General features: G+C 63.9%; 17 protein-coding genes. 8 read left to right on the top strand and 9 right to left on the bottom strand.

Annotated elements, in window-relative coordinates; translation table 11 throughout:
* Window positions 1-206: 206 nt before the first annotated feature.
* Together ACYCTF_RS09030 and ACYCTF_RS09025 are read left to right on the top strand one after the other, a co-directional pair.
* On the top strand, window positions 207-725 hold the full coding sequence (locus ACYCTF_RS09030) for an SAM-dependent methyltransferase (RefSeq protein WP_461283833.1): 519 nt from the start codon (window positions 207-209) through the stop codon (window positions 723-725).
* A gap of 972 nt (window positions 726-1,697) precedes the next feature.
* A complete protein-coding gene (locus ACYCTF_RS09025) occupies window positions 1,698-2,204 on the top strand; it encodes an OB-fold protein (protein ID WP_461283834.1) in 507 nt (168 codons plus the stop codon).
* Between the two features lie 132 nt (window positions 2,205-2,336).
* Here the strand turns inward: ACYCTF_RS09025 and ACYCTF_RS09020 are convergent, their stop codons facing one another.
* On the bottom strand, window positions 2,337-3,629 hold the full coding sequence (locus ACYCTF_RS09020) for a sensor domain-containing diguanylate cyclase (protein ID WP_461283835.1): 1,293 nt from the start codon (window positions 3,627-3,629) through the stop codon (window positions 2,337-2,339).
* A 502-nt stretch (window positions 3,630-4,131) separates the two neighbouring features.
* On the opposite strand from ACYCTF_RS09020, the gene ACYCTF_RS09015 reads away from it, so the two are divergent.
* A complete protein-coding gene (locus tag ACYCTF_RS09015) occupies window positions 4,132-4,368 on the top strand; it encodes a hypothetical protein (protein ID WP_461283836.1) in 237 nt (78 codons plus the stop codon).
* A 69-nt stretch (window positions 4,369-4,437) separates the two neighbouring features.
* On the opposite strand, the gene hemL is transcribed toward ACYCTF_RS09015, so the two are convergent.
* Genes hemL through hemH form a run of 4 tightly spaced genes read right to left on the bottom strand, consistent with a single transcriptional unit; the run spans window position 4,438 to window position 8,145 of the window.
* A complete protein-coding gene (gene hemL / locus ACYCTF_RS09010; protein WP_461283837.1) occupies window positions 4,438-5,715 on the bottom strand; it encodes a glutamate-1-semialdehyde 2,1-aminomutase in 1,278 nt (425 codons plus the stop codon).
* Window positions 5,712-6,326, bottom strand: a complete 615-nt coding sequence (gene thiE / locus ACYCTF_RS09005) for a thiamine phosphate synthase (RefSeq protein ID WP_461283838.1) — start codon at window positions 6,324-6,326, stop codon at window positions 5,712-5,714. Before thiE ends, hemL begins: the two co-directional genes overlap by 4 nt.
* Window positions 6,323-7,132: a bifunctional hydroxymethylpyrimidine kinase/phosphomethylpyrimidine kinase gene (gene thiD / locus ACYCTF_RS09000; RefSeq protein WP_461283874.1), complete on the bottom strand. Its 810-nt coding sequence runs from the start codon at window positions 7,130-7,132 to the stop codon at window positions 6,323-6,325. The genes thiE and thiD overlap by 4 nt, the downstream gene beginning before the upstream one ends.
* A gap of 2 nt (window positions 7,133-7,134) precedes the next feature.
* The gene (gene hemH, locus ACYCTF_RS08995) at window positions 7,135-8,145 is read right to left on the bottom strand and encodes a ferrochelatase (RefSeq protein ID WP_461283839.1); all 1,011 of its coding nucleotides are present in this window, start codon (window positions 8,143-8,145) and stop codon (window positions 7,135-7,137) included.
* 30 nt (window positions 8,146-8,175) lie between these two features.
* Between hemH and ACYCTF_RS08990 the strand changes: the two genes are divergently transcribed.
* From ACYCTF_RS08990 to ACYCTF_RS08970, 5 genes are all read left to right on the top strand, one after another.
* Entirely contained in the window at window positions 8,176-8,355 is a 180-nt protein-coding gene (locus ACYCTF_RS08990) for a rubredoxin (RefSeq protein WP_461283840.1), read from the top strand.
* Window positions 8,356-8,357: 2 nt separating this feature from the next.
* Window positions 8,358-9,023 (top strand): M48 family metallopeptidase, encoded by a 666-nt coding sequence (locus ACYCTF_RS08985; RefSeq protein WP_461283841.1) that lies wholly within the window; start codon window positions 8,358-8,360, stop codon window positions 9,021-9,023.
* On the top strand, window positions 9,020-9,763 hold the full coding sequence (gene trhA / locus ACYCTF_RS08980) for a PAQR family membrane homeostasis protein TrhA (protein ID WP_461283842.1): 744 nt from the start codon (window positions 9,020-9,022) through the stop codon (window positions 9,761-9,763). The genes ACYCTF_RS08985 and trhA overlap by 4 nt, the downstream gene beginning before the upstream one ends.
* Before the next feature lie 645 nt (window positions 9,764-10,408).
* Window positions 10,409-11,725, top strand: a complete 1,317-nt coding sequence (locus tag ACYCTF_RS08975; RefSeq protein ID WP_461283843.1) for an NAD(P)/FAD-dependent oxidoreductase — start codon at window positions 10,409-10,411, stop codon at window positions 11,723-11,725.
* Between the two features lie 97 nt (window positions 11,726-11,822).
* Entirely contained in the window at window positions 11,823-12,596 is a 774-nt protein-coding gene (locus ACYCTF_RS08970; RefSeq protein WP_461283844.1) for a glycosyltransferase family 2 protein, read from the top strand.
* Here the strand turns inward: ACYCTF_RS08970 and fabG are convergent.
* Genes fabG through ACYCTF_RS08950 form a run of 4 tightly spaced genes read right to left on the bottom strand, consistent with a single transcriptional unit; the run spans window position 12,577 to window position 16,159 of the window.
* Window positions 12,577-13,326, bottom strand: a complete 750-nt coding sequence (gene fabG, locus ACYCTF_RS08965; RefSeq protein WP_461283845.1) for a 3-oxoacyl-ACP reductase FabG — start codon at window positions 13,324-13,326, stop codon at window positions 12,577-12,579. The two genes, ACYCTF_RS08970 and fabG, sit on opposite strands and share 20 nt — an antisense overlap.
* Window positions 13,310-14,107: a hypothetical protein gene (locus tag ACYCTF_RS08960; RefSeq protein WP_461283846.1), complete on the bottom strand. Its 798-nt coding sequence runs from the start codon at window positions 14,105-14,107 to the stop codon at window positions 13,310-13,312. The genes fabG and ACYCTF_RS08960 overlap by 17 nt, the downstream gene beginning before the upstream one ends.
* The gene (locus tag ACYCTF_RS08955) at window positions 14,100-15,458 is read right to left on the bottom strand and encodes an AMP-binding protein (protein WP_461283847.1); all 1,359 of its coding nucleotides are present in this window, start codon (window positions 15,456-15,458) and stop codon (window positions 14,100-14,102) included. Before ACYCTF_RS08955 ends, ACYCTF_RS08960 begins: the two co-directional genes overlap by 8 nt.
* A complete protein-coding gene (locus ACYCTF_RS08950; RefSeq protein WP_461283848.1) occupies window positions 15,455-16,159 on the bottom strand; it encodes a COG4648 family protein in 705 nt (234 codons plus the stop codon). Before ACYCTF_RS08950 ends, ACYCTF_RS08955 begins: the two co-directional genes overlap by 4 nt.
* Window positions 16,160-16,190 lie beyond the last annotated feature (31 nt).

The raw sequence follows: 16,190 nt of genomic DNA, 5'->3' as shown, positions 1-16,190 counted from the left end.
GCGGCTATCGGAATTTCACCCAATATCGCATCGCGATTTTCTTTCCTTGCGGGAAGCTTGACCTTTATCCAGCAGGGCGTCCGTCATGAGACTTTTATGGGCTACCCACACGAAACCCGGAAGAGCCAAAAAACATCATAAGCGTTGCCGACGGTCCGGCGAGCTTTAATGCGGAGATGACGGCACGGGGTGGGTCAGTGATATCTGTGGATCCCCTCTACGTTTTCAGTGCCGCGGACATTGCGGAACGTTTCTACGCAGTAGTAGACCTTATTATCGATCAGGTAAAAGCCGCGCCGGACGATTGGACTTGGCGCTACCATCGATCGCCGGACCATCTGAAGGAGAATCGATGCGCTGCCCTGCGGAGCTTTGTCGGAGACTTCGATAAAGGGAAGGCGGAGGGCCGTTATGTCATAGGCGAACTGCCGCACCTGGAGTTCCCGGACTGCGCGTTCGATCTGGCCCTGTGCTCCCATTTTCTATTCCTGTACTCGGACCATTTGACTTTTGAATTTCATTTGGCTTCCATTCGGGAGATGTTGCGCGTCGCCAATGAAATCCGCGTCTTTCCGCTGTTGACTCTGGGACTCGAGGTTTCGCCCTATGTGGCGCCACTCGTATCGGACCTTACATCACATGGATTCATCGCCAGTGTGGAGGTGGTTCCGTACGAAGTGCAGCGGGGCGGCCATCACATGCTACAGGTTAGATTGGGCACGTAAGGAATAGGAATGGTCCGCGAGGGGCGCGGCGGCGTTTGTGGGAATCGTGGCGACAGGGCGTCATGCGGTCCGAACACGGCGATTGCGGGCAGATCGTATGGGCGATATAAAGGGTAAGACGCGGGGCCTGCATCCCGTCCTGCAGACGTCATGCTGCCCCCGTTGGGACCACGGGGGGCAAGCGGTTACGGAAATACAAGAGTATACTGGATTGAGGATGACCGCGGATGTCAAGTAAAGGTCAGCGGTGCGCCATCGGGGAAGCCGAATGTGGGAACCTCCAAGAAACAAAGAGGCGGAAGCAATAGGTGCGTTTTTCGCACAGTTGATGCTACTTACTAACGCCATGCCACCCGCGCTACTATCCGCAAGATAATGGCCCGTCGTATCGCTGTAGCCTATGTTCCCAATGGCGGGATTATGTCGCGCCCAAGGGGGGGTTGAGGAGATCATCGTCTCTCGCCGACTTTAGGGTCCAATCCTTATGCCGTCCGCGATCTCGTGAGCGCGCGGGGCGGCTATCCGGTCCATTCCCTGGATGCGCTGCGCGCCAAAATCTATGTGGGCGCCAAAGCGGCCGCGGTGGGGGCAGCTGCAACTCGTCTCAGAAGGGCACGGGGGACACCAACGCTTTGACACCAAATACTCGAGGTAGCCACCGGCCGCGTTAGCAGCGCCTATCCTGATCTGTGCGGGGGCTCCCGAGCAATCGCCATTCCTGCCGCGACCAAATGAGATGACCGTATAAGATGGTCCCGGCGAGACGGGGTAAAAAGAAGGACAGCCGTTAGCCGGGACACTAAATCTCGCGGCAGAAAGAGGCGAAGTTACAGGCGCGGCCACCAGGCAACCCCCTGCTGCAAGACCTTGGGCACGCCCACCCACCGGCTCCTTACCGTTTGGCCGACCGTCTCGCTGCCACTATACTGTCCGCGAGAGATGCATAGACCTGACACAGGAAGCACGAACACCATGATCTGCCGACATTGCAAGCAAACCATCAACTACCGCACCTTGCAGTGCCCCCATTGCGCCGAAATTCAATGGCGCACGCTTACCGCCGCCACGGTGGTGGTCTTTTTCGGGCTCGTGATTGCCGATGTGGCATTACCCCTATTCGTTCCCCACAGGGCACGCGCCGGCACAGCGCCTCACCTTCCTGTGGTTACGATTTCGGCCCGCAAGCTTTATACCGCTTACCACACCGACCCTGGGGCGATGAACCGTCGCTTCGCGGGGCACATGGTAAGGATAAGCGGCGTTGTGACCTCCATCGCGCAGGATTTCGCAAACCGGCCTGTGGTATCACTGCAAAGTAGGCACCATGTCAACGACCAGATGACCATGAGGGATTCTGAGAGAGCGGCGGCAGGCAAACTCCATACCGGCGAAAAAGTGGTTATCGATTGCGCCCGTATGTCCAGCATTATGGGGATCCCTGAGGGAAGCGGCTGCACATTCGAGAGCAGCTCGCGTTGAGCCTCCTTATGGCCCCTGATGGACGGACGTCATGACAGGCTAGCTGTCGCGAGACCGCAAGTATGGTGCCAGACTTTTCCGTGGCTGACACGTCGGATGCAAGCCTCGAGGGCGTGATCGTCTACGCGACACCTAGAACGGCGACCATCGGGTGCGATCGCGGCCTGCCTCCTTGGCGGCGTACAGTGCCATGTCCGCGCGCACAAGGAGGCGTTCTATCCCGCGGTCGTCGTGGTGCCTCTCGGTCGCCCCTATACTCACCGTAACACCGTACTCATCGCCGTCTTCGCCCAAAAAACGCAGACTGCGCGCGCATTCGCCTAGACGCTCCGCCACATGCTCCGCCTCTTGGCGACGGACCTCGTGAAGCAGGATTCCGAACTCCTCGCCACCCAGGCGCCCAAACAGATCCGTCTCGCGCAACTCAGGACTTACCGCCTCGACAAAACGCCTGAGGACGACATCACCCGCTAGGTGACCATAGCGATCATTGATGGACTTGAAGTGGTCCAGGTCGGCGATGAATAGCACCAAACCCTTGTCGTAGCGCCCCGCATGGCGCAAGGATTCGGTGGCGCGTTCGAGGAAGGCGCGGCGATTGGCGATACCGGTCAGCATATCGGTGGTGGCAAGTCGCCGCAGCTCGCGCTCGAGGTTCTTGCGGTCGCTCACATCCCGATAGATTCCCTCGACCCCCAGGAACTCCCCTTCAGGACTGTAAAGGGTGTAGCTGCTGATCGAGATGTCAATGATGACACCGTCGCGACGCACCATGCGCCCTTCGAAATCCTGGACATGCCCATGAGTCCTGAGCGCCGCCTTCAGCGCGTCCCGCTCGTCTGGATGGGGGTAATATTCTTCCGCGCGGCGCCCCACGATCTCTTCTGGCTCATAGCCCAGGACGCGCCGCACCGCGGGCGCCACCTTGAGGACCACGCCATTGGCATCGGTACGGTAGTACACATCCTGAGTGCTCTCGAAAAGCCTCTGAAAGTTGTCCTCATTCTCCTTTAGCCGATCTTCGGATTCATGGCGCTTGGTGTCGTCCGTGGCGATTACTACGATAAGCGGAGTTTCGCCGACTACGACGCGCATGCTGGAGCTCGATACGCGCCGGAGCTGGCCGCGGCGCGTGATGATCTTGAGATCCATCGCAGGATTCCGGGAGGCACCAGCCTGCAGGTGGCGCATTCTTTCTTCCACAATCTCCCGCTCTTGGGGATGCACAAAGGCGGTCACCGGCAAACCAAGGAGCTCATCGGACGTATCCGCTTCCAGGAGCGCACATGCCGCCGCGTTGACGAAAATGGCCTCGTCGTTTGCGAGGACCAAGAGCGCCACCGGCATCATTTCTATGAGTTGACGATAGGGAAAGTCGGAATGAGCAAGGGCGTCCAAGACTTTCTTTGCTTTGGTGTCCAACATCCATCTCCCCAACGGGCGCACTCGCGAGTAGCCAACGGTCGGTCGGCGGCCTGGGCAGGATACACCGACTGTCGCTTGCGTGTGTGCCCCCCGCCACGCACTACGCCTTCCTGAGCCGCAATCCTTGTCTCGACGATACCGCGAGGCGAAGACAAACGAAAGCGCCACCGATACGCTGCTGCTCCATGTTTCATTCTCTTTACAATTATCGCTCCCTCGCGGTACGCGGCGGCCGCGCGAGGGGGCCCATGGAGAATCGGCGCACCAGGGGACCGTGGGCGCCGGATATTCACAAACCGGACGGGATCGAAACCCCGGAGGGCGTCGCCGCATATGACGCCTGGCGCGGGGCGGCATGACACGCCACGTCCATCCTCGGCGGGCAAGAAGTCCAAGGCGCCGTAACTTTTTGTAATTACTACGATTTTGTGTTCTGTCTTCGTTGGCACGGTGCTTGCTTTGATACAGGCAAGGACACGGCGACCAGATTCGGGAGGACACAATGCTAAGTTGCGTACTGACGCTCGTCAACGACTACCAAGAGGCGTTCGGGGTGCGTCCCAATGTTGTATACATGAACCACGCGCACTACGAATACCTGCGCGAGGAGATGCCGGGAATCCGGGCGCACGACGACGTCGTGGCCATGCTCGGCATCGACATATCGCTATCGAATAACGTGGCCTATCCGCATGTTGCTACCGCACAATTCCGCGAGCAACGCATCCTGGTCAGCTAAAGATTCCGTGTGGGGGAGTAACTTGGGGGCCGAAAGGCCCCTCTTTTTTACGTTCGCAACCCTGCAACGCTAGAGCCGTGCGAACACCTGCTCGGCGGCCGCGACCGTCGCCTCGATATCCGCTTGCGTATGGGCCGCGGAGACAAACCCAGCCTCGAAGGCCGAGGGCGCAAGATAAACGCCGAGCCCCAGCAGTCCGTGGAAAAATCGCCGGAAACGTTCGACATCGGCGCCCATGACGTCATCATAACTGCGCACCGAACCCGCGGTGAAGAAAAGACCGAACATGCCGCCCACCGCGTTGGTGGCAAACGGAACGTCATGGCGCTCCGCCGCCTCGGAAAGCCCGCCCACCAAATCCTCCACCCGCTTGGTCAAGCCTTCATAGAAACCCGGGGACCGGAGCTTGCGGAGCGTGGCGAGGCCTGCGGCCATGGCAACCGGATTCCCGGAATTCGTGCCTGCCTGGAAGACCGGACCGTCGGGAAGCAGTCGATCCATGAGCGCCGCCGGTCCCCCGATCGCGCCCACAGGCAAACCACCGCCTATGATCTTGCCAAGCGTCGTCAGGTCCGGCCGAATCCCATACAAGGCCTGGGCGCCACCGGGCGCGACCCGGAAGCCCGTCATGACCTCATCGAAAATAAGCAGCGCGCCGTATTTGTCGCATAGAGCTCTCAGACGTTCATGGAAGCCCGCGGTCGGCGGAACGCAATTCATGTTCCCGGCCACGGGCTCGACGATAATGGCCGCAATATCGTCCCCATGAAGAGCAAAGAGCTCGGCCACGGACTCCGGGTCGTTGAAACGGGCGACAAGCGTGTGGGCAGCAAGCGCGGCGGGCACGCCCGGCGAGGTGGGTACCCCGAGCGTGAGGGCGCCCGAGCCTGCCTTGACCAACAAGGAATCCGGGTGGCCGTGGTAGCCACCCTCGAACTTCACCACCTTGTCTCGTCCTGTGACCGCGCGCGCCAGACGCAAAGCGGTCATCGTGGCCTCGGTGCCGGAACTGACGAAGCGCAGCCGCTCGAGGCCTGGCATCAACGCGCGCACCTCAAGGGCCAGATCCGTCTCGATCTCGGTGGGCGTACCGAACGATAGACCACGCGAGGCGGTGTCGGCGACCGCGCGCGTCACGTCAGGATCCGCGTGCCCCAGAATGAGGGGCCCCCAAGCGCCGACATAGTCGATATAGCGTTTGCCATCCACATCGAACAAATAGGCGCCTTCGCCACGCTGCATGAAGATCGGTTCGCCCCCGACACCCTTAAAGGCCCGCACCGGCGAATTGACGCCGCCTGCGATGACCGATCGGGCACGCATGAAGGCGCGGTGGCTTGCAGTCATAAGGTCTCCTCGAAAAGCCGTTGATAGGCGCGCGCGGCGCCCTCGATGTCATATTGTCCAAAAACGCCGTCGATCACAGCAAGCGCCGAGGCGCCGGCCGCAATGAGGGTGCGCCCATTCTCGGGCAAGATACCGCCGATCGCCACCAGGGGCTTGCCCAGAACGCGCGCCGCCGTCAAAAGCGACGGCTCGGCGCGGACCGCATGGGGTTTGGTCCGCGAGGGATAGAAACTCCCGAAAGCCAAGTAATCGGCCCCGCGCGCCGCCGCGTCCCGCGCCCGGCCGAGATCCGCGTAACAGGACACGCCTATGATGGCGGACGGGCCGAGCGCGGCGCGCGCGGACTCCAAGGTCGTGTCGTCGCGCCCCAGGTGCACGCCATCGGCGCCGGCCTCACGGGCGAGCCCCACATCGTCGTTCACAATCACGGGCGCCCCGTGGGCATGCCCCAATGCGACCAGGGCTCGGACGACGTCGACAGAGGGGCGCGCGTCCTTGCAACGCACCTGCAACATCCGTGCCCCGCCCGCGAGCGCCGCCCGGACCCGCTCGCGGCCCTTGAGGTCACAGCACCCCGTATCGGTCACCGCATAAAGACCCGTGATCCTCAACCCGTCCCGGTCCCGTCTTCCCGGGCCCAGAACAGACGGTCCGGTAATTGCTGCCCCATCCCCAAAGACCACGCCCGCTCGAGCGTCTTATAGGTGTATTCCAGCGCTTGGATGATCGCGTTCACGGGCTCCAAGCCCTGGGCCAAGACGGCCGCGCAGCTCGATGCGAGCGTACAACCGGAGCCGTGATATTCCCCCGGCAAGCGCTTATAGGTAAAGCGGTCCAGGAATTGACGATGACCGTAAAGCAGGTTCACAACCGGCTCGGTCGGTTCGTGGGTCCCGCTGATGAGGACGTAACGCGACCCGAGCGACATCAAACCCTGAGCGCAGGCCTCGAGCGTATCGGCCTCCGGTACGAGCCTGCGGGCCTCGCGACTGTTCGGGGTCAGCAAGGTCGCGAGCGGGCAGAGGAGCGAGCGGAATCCCTCCTCCAGCGGCTCGTCGCTCAATTCGTCGCCGCGCCCGGTCGTCAACACCGGATCGATGACTGCGGGGATGCCGGGATAGTCCGCTATGACTTCGGCGATCGCACTCAGGTTGGCGAGGCTTCCGACCATGCCGACCTTGAAGGCCGCGACCGGCATGTCCTCAAGGATCGCGCGCGCCTGCTCGATCACGAGCGCCGGCTCCAGGGCCGCAAAACCCTTCAGTCCAAAGGTGTCCTGGACGGTCACGGCCGTGACTACTGGAGCGGCATGACAACCCATGCTCAAGAGCGCCTCGGCATCGGCCTGAAGGCCTGCACCGCCGGTCGGGTCGTTACCCGCGAAGACCAGTACGATAGGGGGGTTCGGGGGGTTCACAGTCACCTCTCTTCCTTAAGGGCGTGACGCACGATGCGCGCAAGCGCGCGTATCAGTGCCGGATGGGCATTCAAGGCCGGCACGACATGATACTCCCGGACGCCCACTTCCCGAGCAAGCCCGGCATAGGTCATCCCGAGCTCATAAAGCGTCTCGATGTGGTCGGATACGAAGGCGATCGGGTAGACGAGGATCTGATCGACACCCGCGCGCCCCTGGTCGCGGATGACATCGTCGACATACGGACGCAGCCACTCGAGCGGTCCGACGCGGCTCTGATAACACAAGGTCACTTGCGGCCAGCCGAGCCGCTCGCAAACAAGCCGCGCGGTCTCCTCGATTCCCATGCGATAGGGGTCGCCTTGTGCGATCAGGCGCTGCGGCACACCATGCGCAGAGAGAAGCAGGCTGATGCGCGCGGGGTCCGGGGCGCTGAATTGCGCGGCCGCCGTCTTGATGCTGGCGACGATCCCATCCAGATAGTCGGGATCCTGGTACCAAGACTCGATGAACCGGACGTCGGGGTGATAGTGCAGGCGGGCGCATTGCCGCACGAATTCGTTGCGCGCACTGCCGGTCGTGGTCAAGGAATATTGGGGGTAGAGGGGTAGGAGGACGACGCGCCGGTAGCCGCCCGCCTTGAGCGCCGCGACAACCTCCGCCGTCAAGGGATGCCAGTAGCGCATACAGACGAAGACCCGCGCCTCAAGGTCGGCCAGGGACTGCTCGAGCGCCCAGGCCTGATCCTGGGTATTGGCGCCGATGGGCGAGGCCCCGCCAAGGGCCGCATAGCCGCGGCTTGCTTCCTCGCGACGGCGGCGCGCGACCAACCAGGCAAAGAGGCGTTGGGTGACGGGAGCCAACGGAAACTTGAAGATATCGGGATCGGAAAACAGGTTGCGCAAAAAGGGCTCGACGGCGGCGAGGCTATCGGGGCCACCGAGATTGCAGAGGACAATGGCGGTACGGGGGCTTGTCATCGCGGCATTGTACTGCCTGCGGTCGCGTTTCACGAGAAGTGGGAATCATGGCAATATAGCCGCATGAATGCGAACGTCCCGAAAGTCTATATGTGCGTCATTTGCGGTTTCCTCTACGAAGAAGAGAAAGGCCTGCCAGAACACGGCATCGCGCCCGGCACGCGCTGGGGAGACGTGCCGGAGAACTGGACCTGCCCAGACTGCGGGGCGACCAAGGATGAATTCGAGATGATCGAGATCTGAGCGTGGCGACCTACGCCCTTGTCCGCAGTCGCAAGCGTCGCACCCTCTGCTTGCAAATCAACCCCGCAGGCGCCATGCGCCTGCTCGTTCCCGCAAGCACCCGACAGGCTGACATCGAGGCCTTCCTCAAGGCCAAGGCGCCCTGGATCGAGCGGACCTTGAAGCGACTGAACGAGGCGCCAAGGGCCTCCGTGTTTGCCGACGGACTGGGCCTACAGCACCTGGACGAAAGTCTGCGCTTACGGCTCCACTACCGACCCGGAATGCCGGAGGTCCGCCGAGACGGCGAGCTTCTGCAAGTGGCGGCGCCCGACGAAAAACAGGCGCGCGGGGCCTTGGAGTTCTGGTACCGGGAGGCGGCGCGACACCACGCGCTCGCGCGCATCATCCATTACGCACCCCTGGTCGGGCGGGCACCCAAACGGATTCGGATCGCCGGCCAGAAGACACGCTGGGGGAGCTGCTCGCCGCGCGGGACGATCAGCCTGAATTGGAGGCTCATGCTCGTGCCGGCGGACCTGTTCGATTATGTCATCGCCCATGAGCTCTGCCACCTGATCGCCCCCCATCACAAGGCCCCGTTTTGGCGCGAGCTGGGGCGGGTCATGCCAGACTACGAGGGCCGCAGGCTGCGGCTGCGCGAGATCGGGGCGCGCTTATCGCTATGATGAAAAGCCGTGGGGGGGCGCAAGAGGCGATCCGCATGGACGAGGTGGACGCGGACCTTGCCGCGGAGCCGACGTTGGAGTTCAGCGACGTCCTGCCGCTCGCACCCGCCGAACGCTGTCAGTCGCGCGAGGAAGAGTGGATCAATGCAGCCCTGCATGGGCTGGGCGCCATCGCGGCCTTGGTCGTGGGCACCATCCTTACGCGCCTTGCGGCACAGACGAATGATCTCCCAAAGCTTCTGTGCGCCGCGATCTTTTCGCTCGCCATGGTCGGCCTGTACGCGGTGTCGGCCGCCTACCACATACTGCCCACGGGCCCCCTGAAGGAGCGGTTCCAGCGCCTGGACCGCATGGCCATCGCCCTGTTCATAGCCGGCACCTACATCCCCGTCGCGGCGCTCCTCGTCCGCGGAGCGACAGGGGCCTTCCTTGTCGTGACGGAATGCGCGCTGGCTGGGCTCGCGATCCTGCTCCTCTGGGGGGCGCCGGAACGCTACCTACGCCGGTCAGAGTACATCTATCAGGTCATGGGCTGGACCACGATACTCGGCGCCGCGCCGTTTTTCCGGCATACCCCACTTGCGGTGCTCGTGGCCCTGGGCTTAAGCGGCGCCTGCTACGGCATCGGCGTGGTCTTTCTGGTGCGCGACCGCGTGAAATACTTTCACGCCGCCTTCCACGTTCTGACATTGGTCGGTGCGAGCCTCCAGTTCTGGGCGATCAGCCGGTTCGTGACCTGACCGTAAGAGCCACCGGATGAGTCCCGGCGCGTATGGTCGCGATAAGGCCGCGAGCCGCTATTGATCCTGCCTCGATTTCACGTACACCAAACTACGCGGCCATGAGGCGATGATTCTGCATCGACCGGCATACGATAGCCAAGCGATGCATGCGTGCGCGGCCGATTATAAAGCCTTCGATCCCGTTAAGGCTTAAGGGGGTCTCGGTCTTCTTACGTAGTGTGTGCCATACGAGCCTCTCGATGCCCTAGTCTCGAGGGAAGATCGGCAGATGGGTGACGAGCGCCGGAATCGGATGGCGATCCTGGGGCTTGTGACGCTTGATGGCAAGGAGCACGGCAAGGGGCGATGGAGGAGCGCGGCGTCTCTTATCGCGGCGAGGCGAGATCTTGATCCTTAGCGCCCTGAGGTCGGAGGCATATGCGGGTTTCCTCGTCGTGGTAGGCCGCGCCCTGGGCCCCGTCAGCCACGGCCAGCGCGGTAGTGTCTTTGTGTGTATCTAACCGTGCATACTTGCTAGACTTTGTCGCCGCCTATCTCATCACATGTGGCCTTGGGGTCGAAGGTGGCGGACCCGGCTTTCAGTGGAGCCTACGTTGTTCGCGGGCGGGCGGGTCAGCACATGACGCTTAAAAGGACAAGCTGATGGCTACACAATGTGACGTTCTCGTGATCGGAGGGGGGCCGGGGGGTAGCACGGCTGGGGCCCTGCTTGCCGAGCGCGGCTACCGGGTCGTCATTGCGGAAAAAAGTCGTCACCCGCGGTTCCACATCGGCGAATCTCTGCTCCCGGCCAACCTTCCGCTCTTCGAGCGCCTGGGCGTCGGCGAGGCCGTGCGCGCCCTAGGCATGATGAAGTGGGGGGCCGAGTTCGTCTCCCCCTGGCACGAGAAGGCGCGACAGGAGTTCCAGTTCGCCGAGGCCTGGAACAAGGACATGCCCTACGCCTACCAGGTGCGTCGTGCGGATTTCGACACCATCCTGTTCCGCAATGCGGAGGCCAAGGGGGCCATGACCCGGGAAGGGTGCCGGGTGCAGGATGTCACCTTTCTCGAAGAGGGGGCCGGCGCGCGCGTAAGTGCCCGCCATGAGGATGGAAGCGTCGAGGATTTCGAGGCGCGCTTCCTGATCGACGCATCCGGGCGCGACACCTTCCTCGGCAACCGATTCCACATGAAACGGCGCAACCCCCGGCACAACAGCTCGGCGCTTTATGGGCACTTCCGAGGCGCCGTGCGCAACGACGGCCGCGCCGAGGGCAATATCTCGATCTTCTGGTTCGAGCACGGCTGGTTCTGGTTCATACCCCTGGCCGATGGCACCACGAGCGTGGGCGCCGTGGTATGGCCCTATTACCTCAAACAGCGCAGCAAGCCCGTGGAAGCATTTTTTCGCGACACCGTCGCCCTCTGTCCGGCGCTTGCCGAGCGCCTTGCCGGCGCCGAACTGGTCTCGGAGGTATCCGCGACGGGCAATTTCTCCTACGGCTGCGACCGCTCTTACGGCGCAAACTATGTCCTGCTCGGCGACGCCTTTTCGTTCATAGACCCCGTGTTCTCGTCGGGCGTGATGCTGGCCATGCACGGCGGCTTTCTGGCCGCGGATGCGGTCGATGCCTGCCTCAGCAAGCCCAGCATGGCGCTGCGCGCGCTACGGGTGTACGACCGCAAGCTCCGCCAAGGGCCGCGCGAGTTCTCGTGGTTTATCTATCGCGTCAATCACCCGACGATGCGGGACCTCTTCATGGGTCCCCGTAACATATTTCGGGTCCAGGAGGCGCTCTTGTCGGTGCTTGCCGGAGACATCTTCGGGGACACCCCTATCTGGCGTTCTCTGGCGGTCTTCAAGGGCCTCTACTACCTGAACTCGCTCTACCATTTCCGCCGGTCCGTGCAAACCTTCCGCAAGCGTCGCGAGCGACGGCGGTCCGAGGAAGCGCCCCTGATGACCGGAAGCGAATGAGCCCGCGAGCAAGGCGTGCGGACCGCAAACTGATCCTTTCGTCGCCCAATGTCGGTCGCCGAATGCGCTGCCACCCGTTGACTATTTCAGCAGACTGATGCCAAGCCCTTCCGCAACACATCTCGTACTGATCCCAAGCTACAACCCCGGACCCAAGGTCTATGAGACCGTGGCCGAGGCCTTGCGGCATTGGGCCCCTGTCTGGGTAGTCGTGGACGGCAGCACGGACGGAACCGCCGAGGGGCTCGCCGATATGGCGCGCCGCAACGCCGGCCTACTCGTCATCACCGAGACCCGCAATCGTGGCAAAGGGGCGGCGGTGCTCTTGGGCCTCGAACGCGCCCAAGCCTATGGGTATACGCATGTCCTATGCATGGACTCTGACGGCCAACACCCGGCGGGACTCATACCGACATTCATGGAGACGTCGCAATCGAATCCGGACGCCATGATCCTCGGCCTGCCGGTGTTTGCCTCCGATGCGCCCCGGGTACGGGTCTATGGGCGACGCCTGTCGAACGCCTGCGTGAACCTCGAGACCTGCGGCCGCCATATCGGGGATTCGCTTTTCGGGTTTCGCATCTATCCGATCGAGCCCCTCTTGCGGATCATGGCCCCGCGCCGCACCATGCGCCGCTTCGACTTCGATCCGGAGGCCGCCGTGCGTCTCTTCTGGGCGGGAGTTCGAGCACTCAATATCGAGGCCCCGGTGCGGTATCCGGACAAGGCCAATGGCGGCGTCTCGCACTTCCACTACGTGCGCGACAACGTACTTCTCACCAGCATGCACATACGTCTGCTTCTGGGTCTGCTCTATCGTATTCCGCGCGGGCTAGGCCGCCGCAGCGGGTCTAGATCATGCCGCCGTTGATCGATATGACCTGCCCGGTGATATAGGCGGCCTGATCGGAGACCAGAAAGGCCACCAGATCCGCAACCTCGTGACACTCGCCGGCGCGCCCCATGGGCACGAGGCGGGCGATATCGTCGGGCCCGAAGACCTGGCTCATGGGCGTGGCGATGATGCCGGGGGCGATGGCGTTGACGGTGATGCCGCGGCTTGCGACCTCGAGCGCCAGGGATTTGCCGGCGGCGTGCAGCCCGGCCTTGGCCGCGGCATAGTTGGCCTGACCGCGGTTACCGAGCAGCCCGGCGACCGAGGTAACGTTCACGATGCGCCCCCAGCGGGTCCGTATCATGGGCAAGAGCAGCGCGCGGGCGACATGAAAGAAGCCGTCCAAGGCGACATCGAGCGGGCGGCGCCATTGCTCGAACGTCATGCCGGCGAGGACCGCGTCGGCGTGGACGCCCGCGTTATGAACGAGCACCTGGATGGGCGCCTCGGCTAGCAGCGGGGCGAGCGCATCGGCCGTCGCGCGGGCATCAGCGACATCAAACACACATAAGCTCGCGTTGGCACCAGCACTCTTCAACTCGGAGACGAGCTGCGCGGCCTCATCCGGGTGGCTATAGGCGTGACAGATGACAAGGCAGCCGTCGGCGGCCAAGCGACGGCAGATCGCCGTACCTATGGCGCCGCTCGCGCCGGTCACGAGCGCGCGCGGCGGGCCCGCAACCCTGGCGCTAAGCCTGGCCGGCATGGCCAAGGCCCGTGGGGGCGACGAACTGCACGGTGGCGCGCCCGGATACCAGCGGCCGGGTCGCCGTGCCCACCTGAAAACGATACATAGCGCCGCGGGCGTCTTGGGCCAAGGCGCGACAGTCGATCACGAGCGTCTCCTCGATATCATCCAGGCGCGCGACAAAGAAATGGGTATCGCGCACCGCGAGCAAAGCGCCCCCCGGTTGCGAGGGGCCACGTGCGCCAAGCGCGCCGTGAACGGCCATCGCCTGCGCCGCGTACTCGATCGCGCAAGCGGCGCCCAGGCGGTCGCGGGCGCGGAGGGGGTTGGTCGGGTCACGATGGCTTACGGCGAGACCTTCGATGCCCTCGGCGTGCCAAGCGCGCACCGCGGCGAGTAGACACATGCGATCACCGTGCGGGAGCAGGGGGCGGATCTGCGCGCGCGACACCCGAGCTTGTACCGCATCCAAGCGAGGGTCGGCGCACTCGCTCATGACCGGGCCCCTTGTGCTCACGGAAAAGGCGGCCACGGTCCCGCCCGCCCCGTGCAGCCTCACGTCCAGGGGCCCGGCCCCGACATCCTCCCAAGAGACCTCGACATCCTGGTCGGGGCGCACCGGCTGGACGAACTTCGCGTGGCGCACCTCGAGGGCCTCGTAGGGGAGGCCGCGGCGCGCAGCCAAGGCGGTCAGGGCCTCGTCGATGAGCAGGGCGCCTGGCACCACAGGGTTTCCCGGAAAATGATCGGGGAAGGCCGGATGATCCGCGGGGAACAGAAGACGGACGGTCTCAGCCATGTCCCTGACCGACGTCACGGGCGCTAGAGGCGAGGAGCCTGCGGAGCTTCTCCAGGGGCAGCTTGCCCGTCGCAAGCCGCGGCAGGGCATCCACGAGCATCAGCGGTCGGGGCAGGAACACCGGGTCGATGCGGGTGCGCAACGCGGCCTCGATGGCGGCACAGCTCAGGCCGGGGGCCACCACGAAGGCCGTCAGACGGGCGACCGGGCCCGCGAAATCCTCGTCCGGCATATAAAAGGCGCCATCGAGCACACCCGGGACGGCAAGCAACTGCTGCTCGAGAAAAGCGATGGAGCTGCGCTTGCCGGCCACGTTCACGATGTCGGCGCCGCGACCATGGAACCGGAAGGATGCCGGGCCCACGGGCTCGATGATATCGCTCAAGGGGGCGGGGGTCTGCACATGACCGCCATGCACGATAAAGCCTTCGCCCCGCGGCTCCAGGACGAGGCCGGGAAAGAGCCGCCAATCCTCCTCGCGTGTCGGGCAGCGACTCGCAATCTGGCCGGCCTCCGTCGCCCCGTAGATCTCGTACAAAGGCGCCCCCAGACGCTCCTCGGCCTGCTCGGCGAGGGCCAGGGGCAGGGGCGCGGTCGCGCAGAGAATCGCATCGAGCGGCGGGGTGGCCACGGCGCTCGTCAAAAGCGCCCGGAGATGGACCGGCGAGGTCACCAAGAGGCGTGGGCGCGGAACCGACGCCAGCGTTTCGGCGATGTCCTTGGGGTAAAAAGGACGGGCCGCGTGGAGTACCGCGCCACCGTGCAGGCCCAACATGACCGACGACTCGAGTCCGTACATGTGCTGGGGCGGCACAGTCGCGACCAACGACCAGGCGGCGCCACCGCTAAGCCCCAAGCGATCCGCTTCGGCGTAGGCACCCGCGACGAGCGAACCCCAGGTCTTGACGTGACCGGCGGGGGTGCCCGTCGTACCCGAAGTGAAGACCATGACCACCTGGCGCCCGGAGGGGATGTGCGGCATGGGCGGGACCAGGGACCCGGCGGGGGCCTCGGGGTCGAGTCGGGGAAAGGGCACCAGGGGCAGAGCGATATCGAGATCCCCGTCGCTCAAGCCATACAGATCCGGCATGCGTGCGCGTAGGGCCTTGATCGTCTCGGCCGCATAGGCGGCCGGCAAAACGGTCATCCGGTCCGCGACCAGGGCGGCACCGAGACCTACGGCAAAATGATAGCGATCGCTGCAGGCATTCAAGACAGGCCCCGTCGGGGGCAGCAAGCCCGCGACACGCGACACGTCGCGCAGAAACTGCGCCACGGAGCGCGGCGCGCCGTCATAGAAGGCGAACAGGGCGGCCGGATCGGTGGCCTGGACGAGCGCGGTGGCGCTCATCGCCCGGCCCGCCCATGCAAGGACGGCTCACGGGGATCGGTGTCGACCAGATGCCGCCAGTAACGACTGCCTGCGAAGACGACCTGCAGAAAACCTGCCCGCTCCTGCGCGGGAATGACGCGCCGACGGACCAGGTACTCGCCGATGAACACGAGGGCCATGATGGGCCAGGTGAGCACATTGGCGTAGAAACCCCAGACACGGACACCGGCCACAAGGAAGAGAAAGACGGAAACAATCGCCATGACACCGAAAAGCGCCGCCCAAAGTTGCGTCACGCGCCGCGTGTAGTGTGCAAGCCGCGGGCTCAGGGAGCCATGCACAAGCTCGGACAAGCGCGAGATAAGCGGCACGCGCGGGGGCGCAAGCGTGCGCGCAAAAAAGCTGCAGAGCAGCGTCAGCATACCTACGTCCTCGACGAGGTAGGCCCATGCGTAATGGGCCGCGATCAGGGCACGGTCGTGCCAAAGGCCTCCACAGGCCATGGCCCAGAGCGCGAGCCACAGCAGGCGCGGACGCCCCCGCCAGGCCGCGCCGAGTGACAGCGCGAGCAGCGGCGCGAACGCGAACAACACGCCAAGCGTGCCCGCGTGTCCAGCCACATTCGAGCGATACGAAATCGCGGAGTAGGCGACGACCAAGGCCCCGCCACCCGCTATGCGGGCCCTGCGTAGCCACGTCCCCGTCTTGCGCACTCCCATGAGAGCCTCCCGAGCCATGCCAGCCCCGTGG

This window comes from Acidiferrobacter sp. (assembly GCF_054609335.1).
The sequence above is the reverse complement of the archived record's forward strand: the minus strand, read 5'-3'. Positions and strand labels throughout refer to the sequence as shown.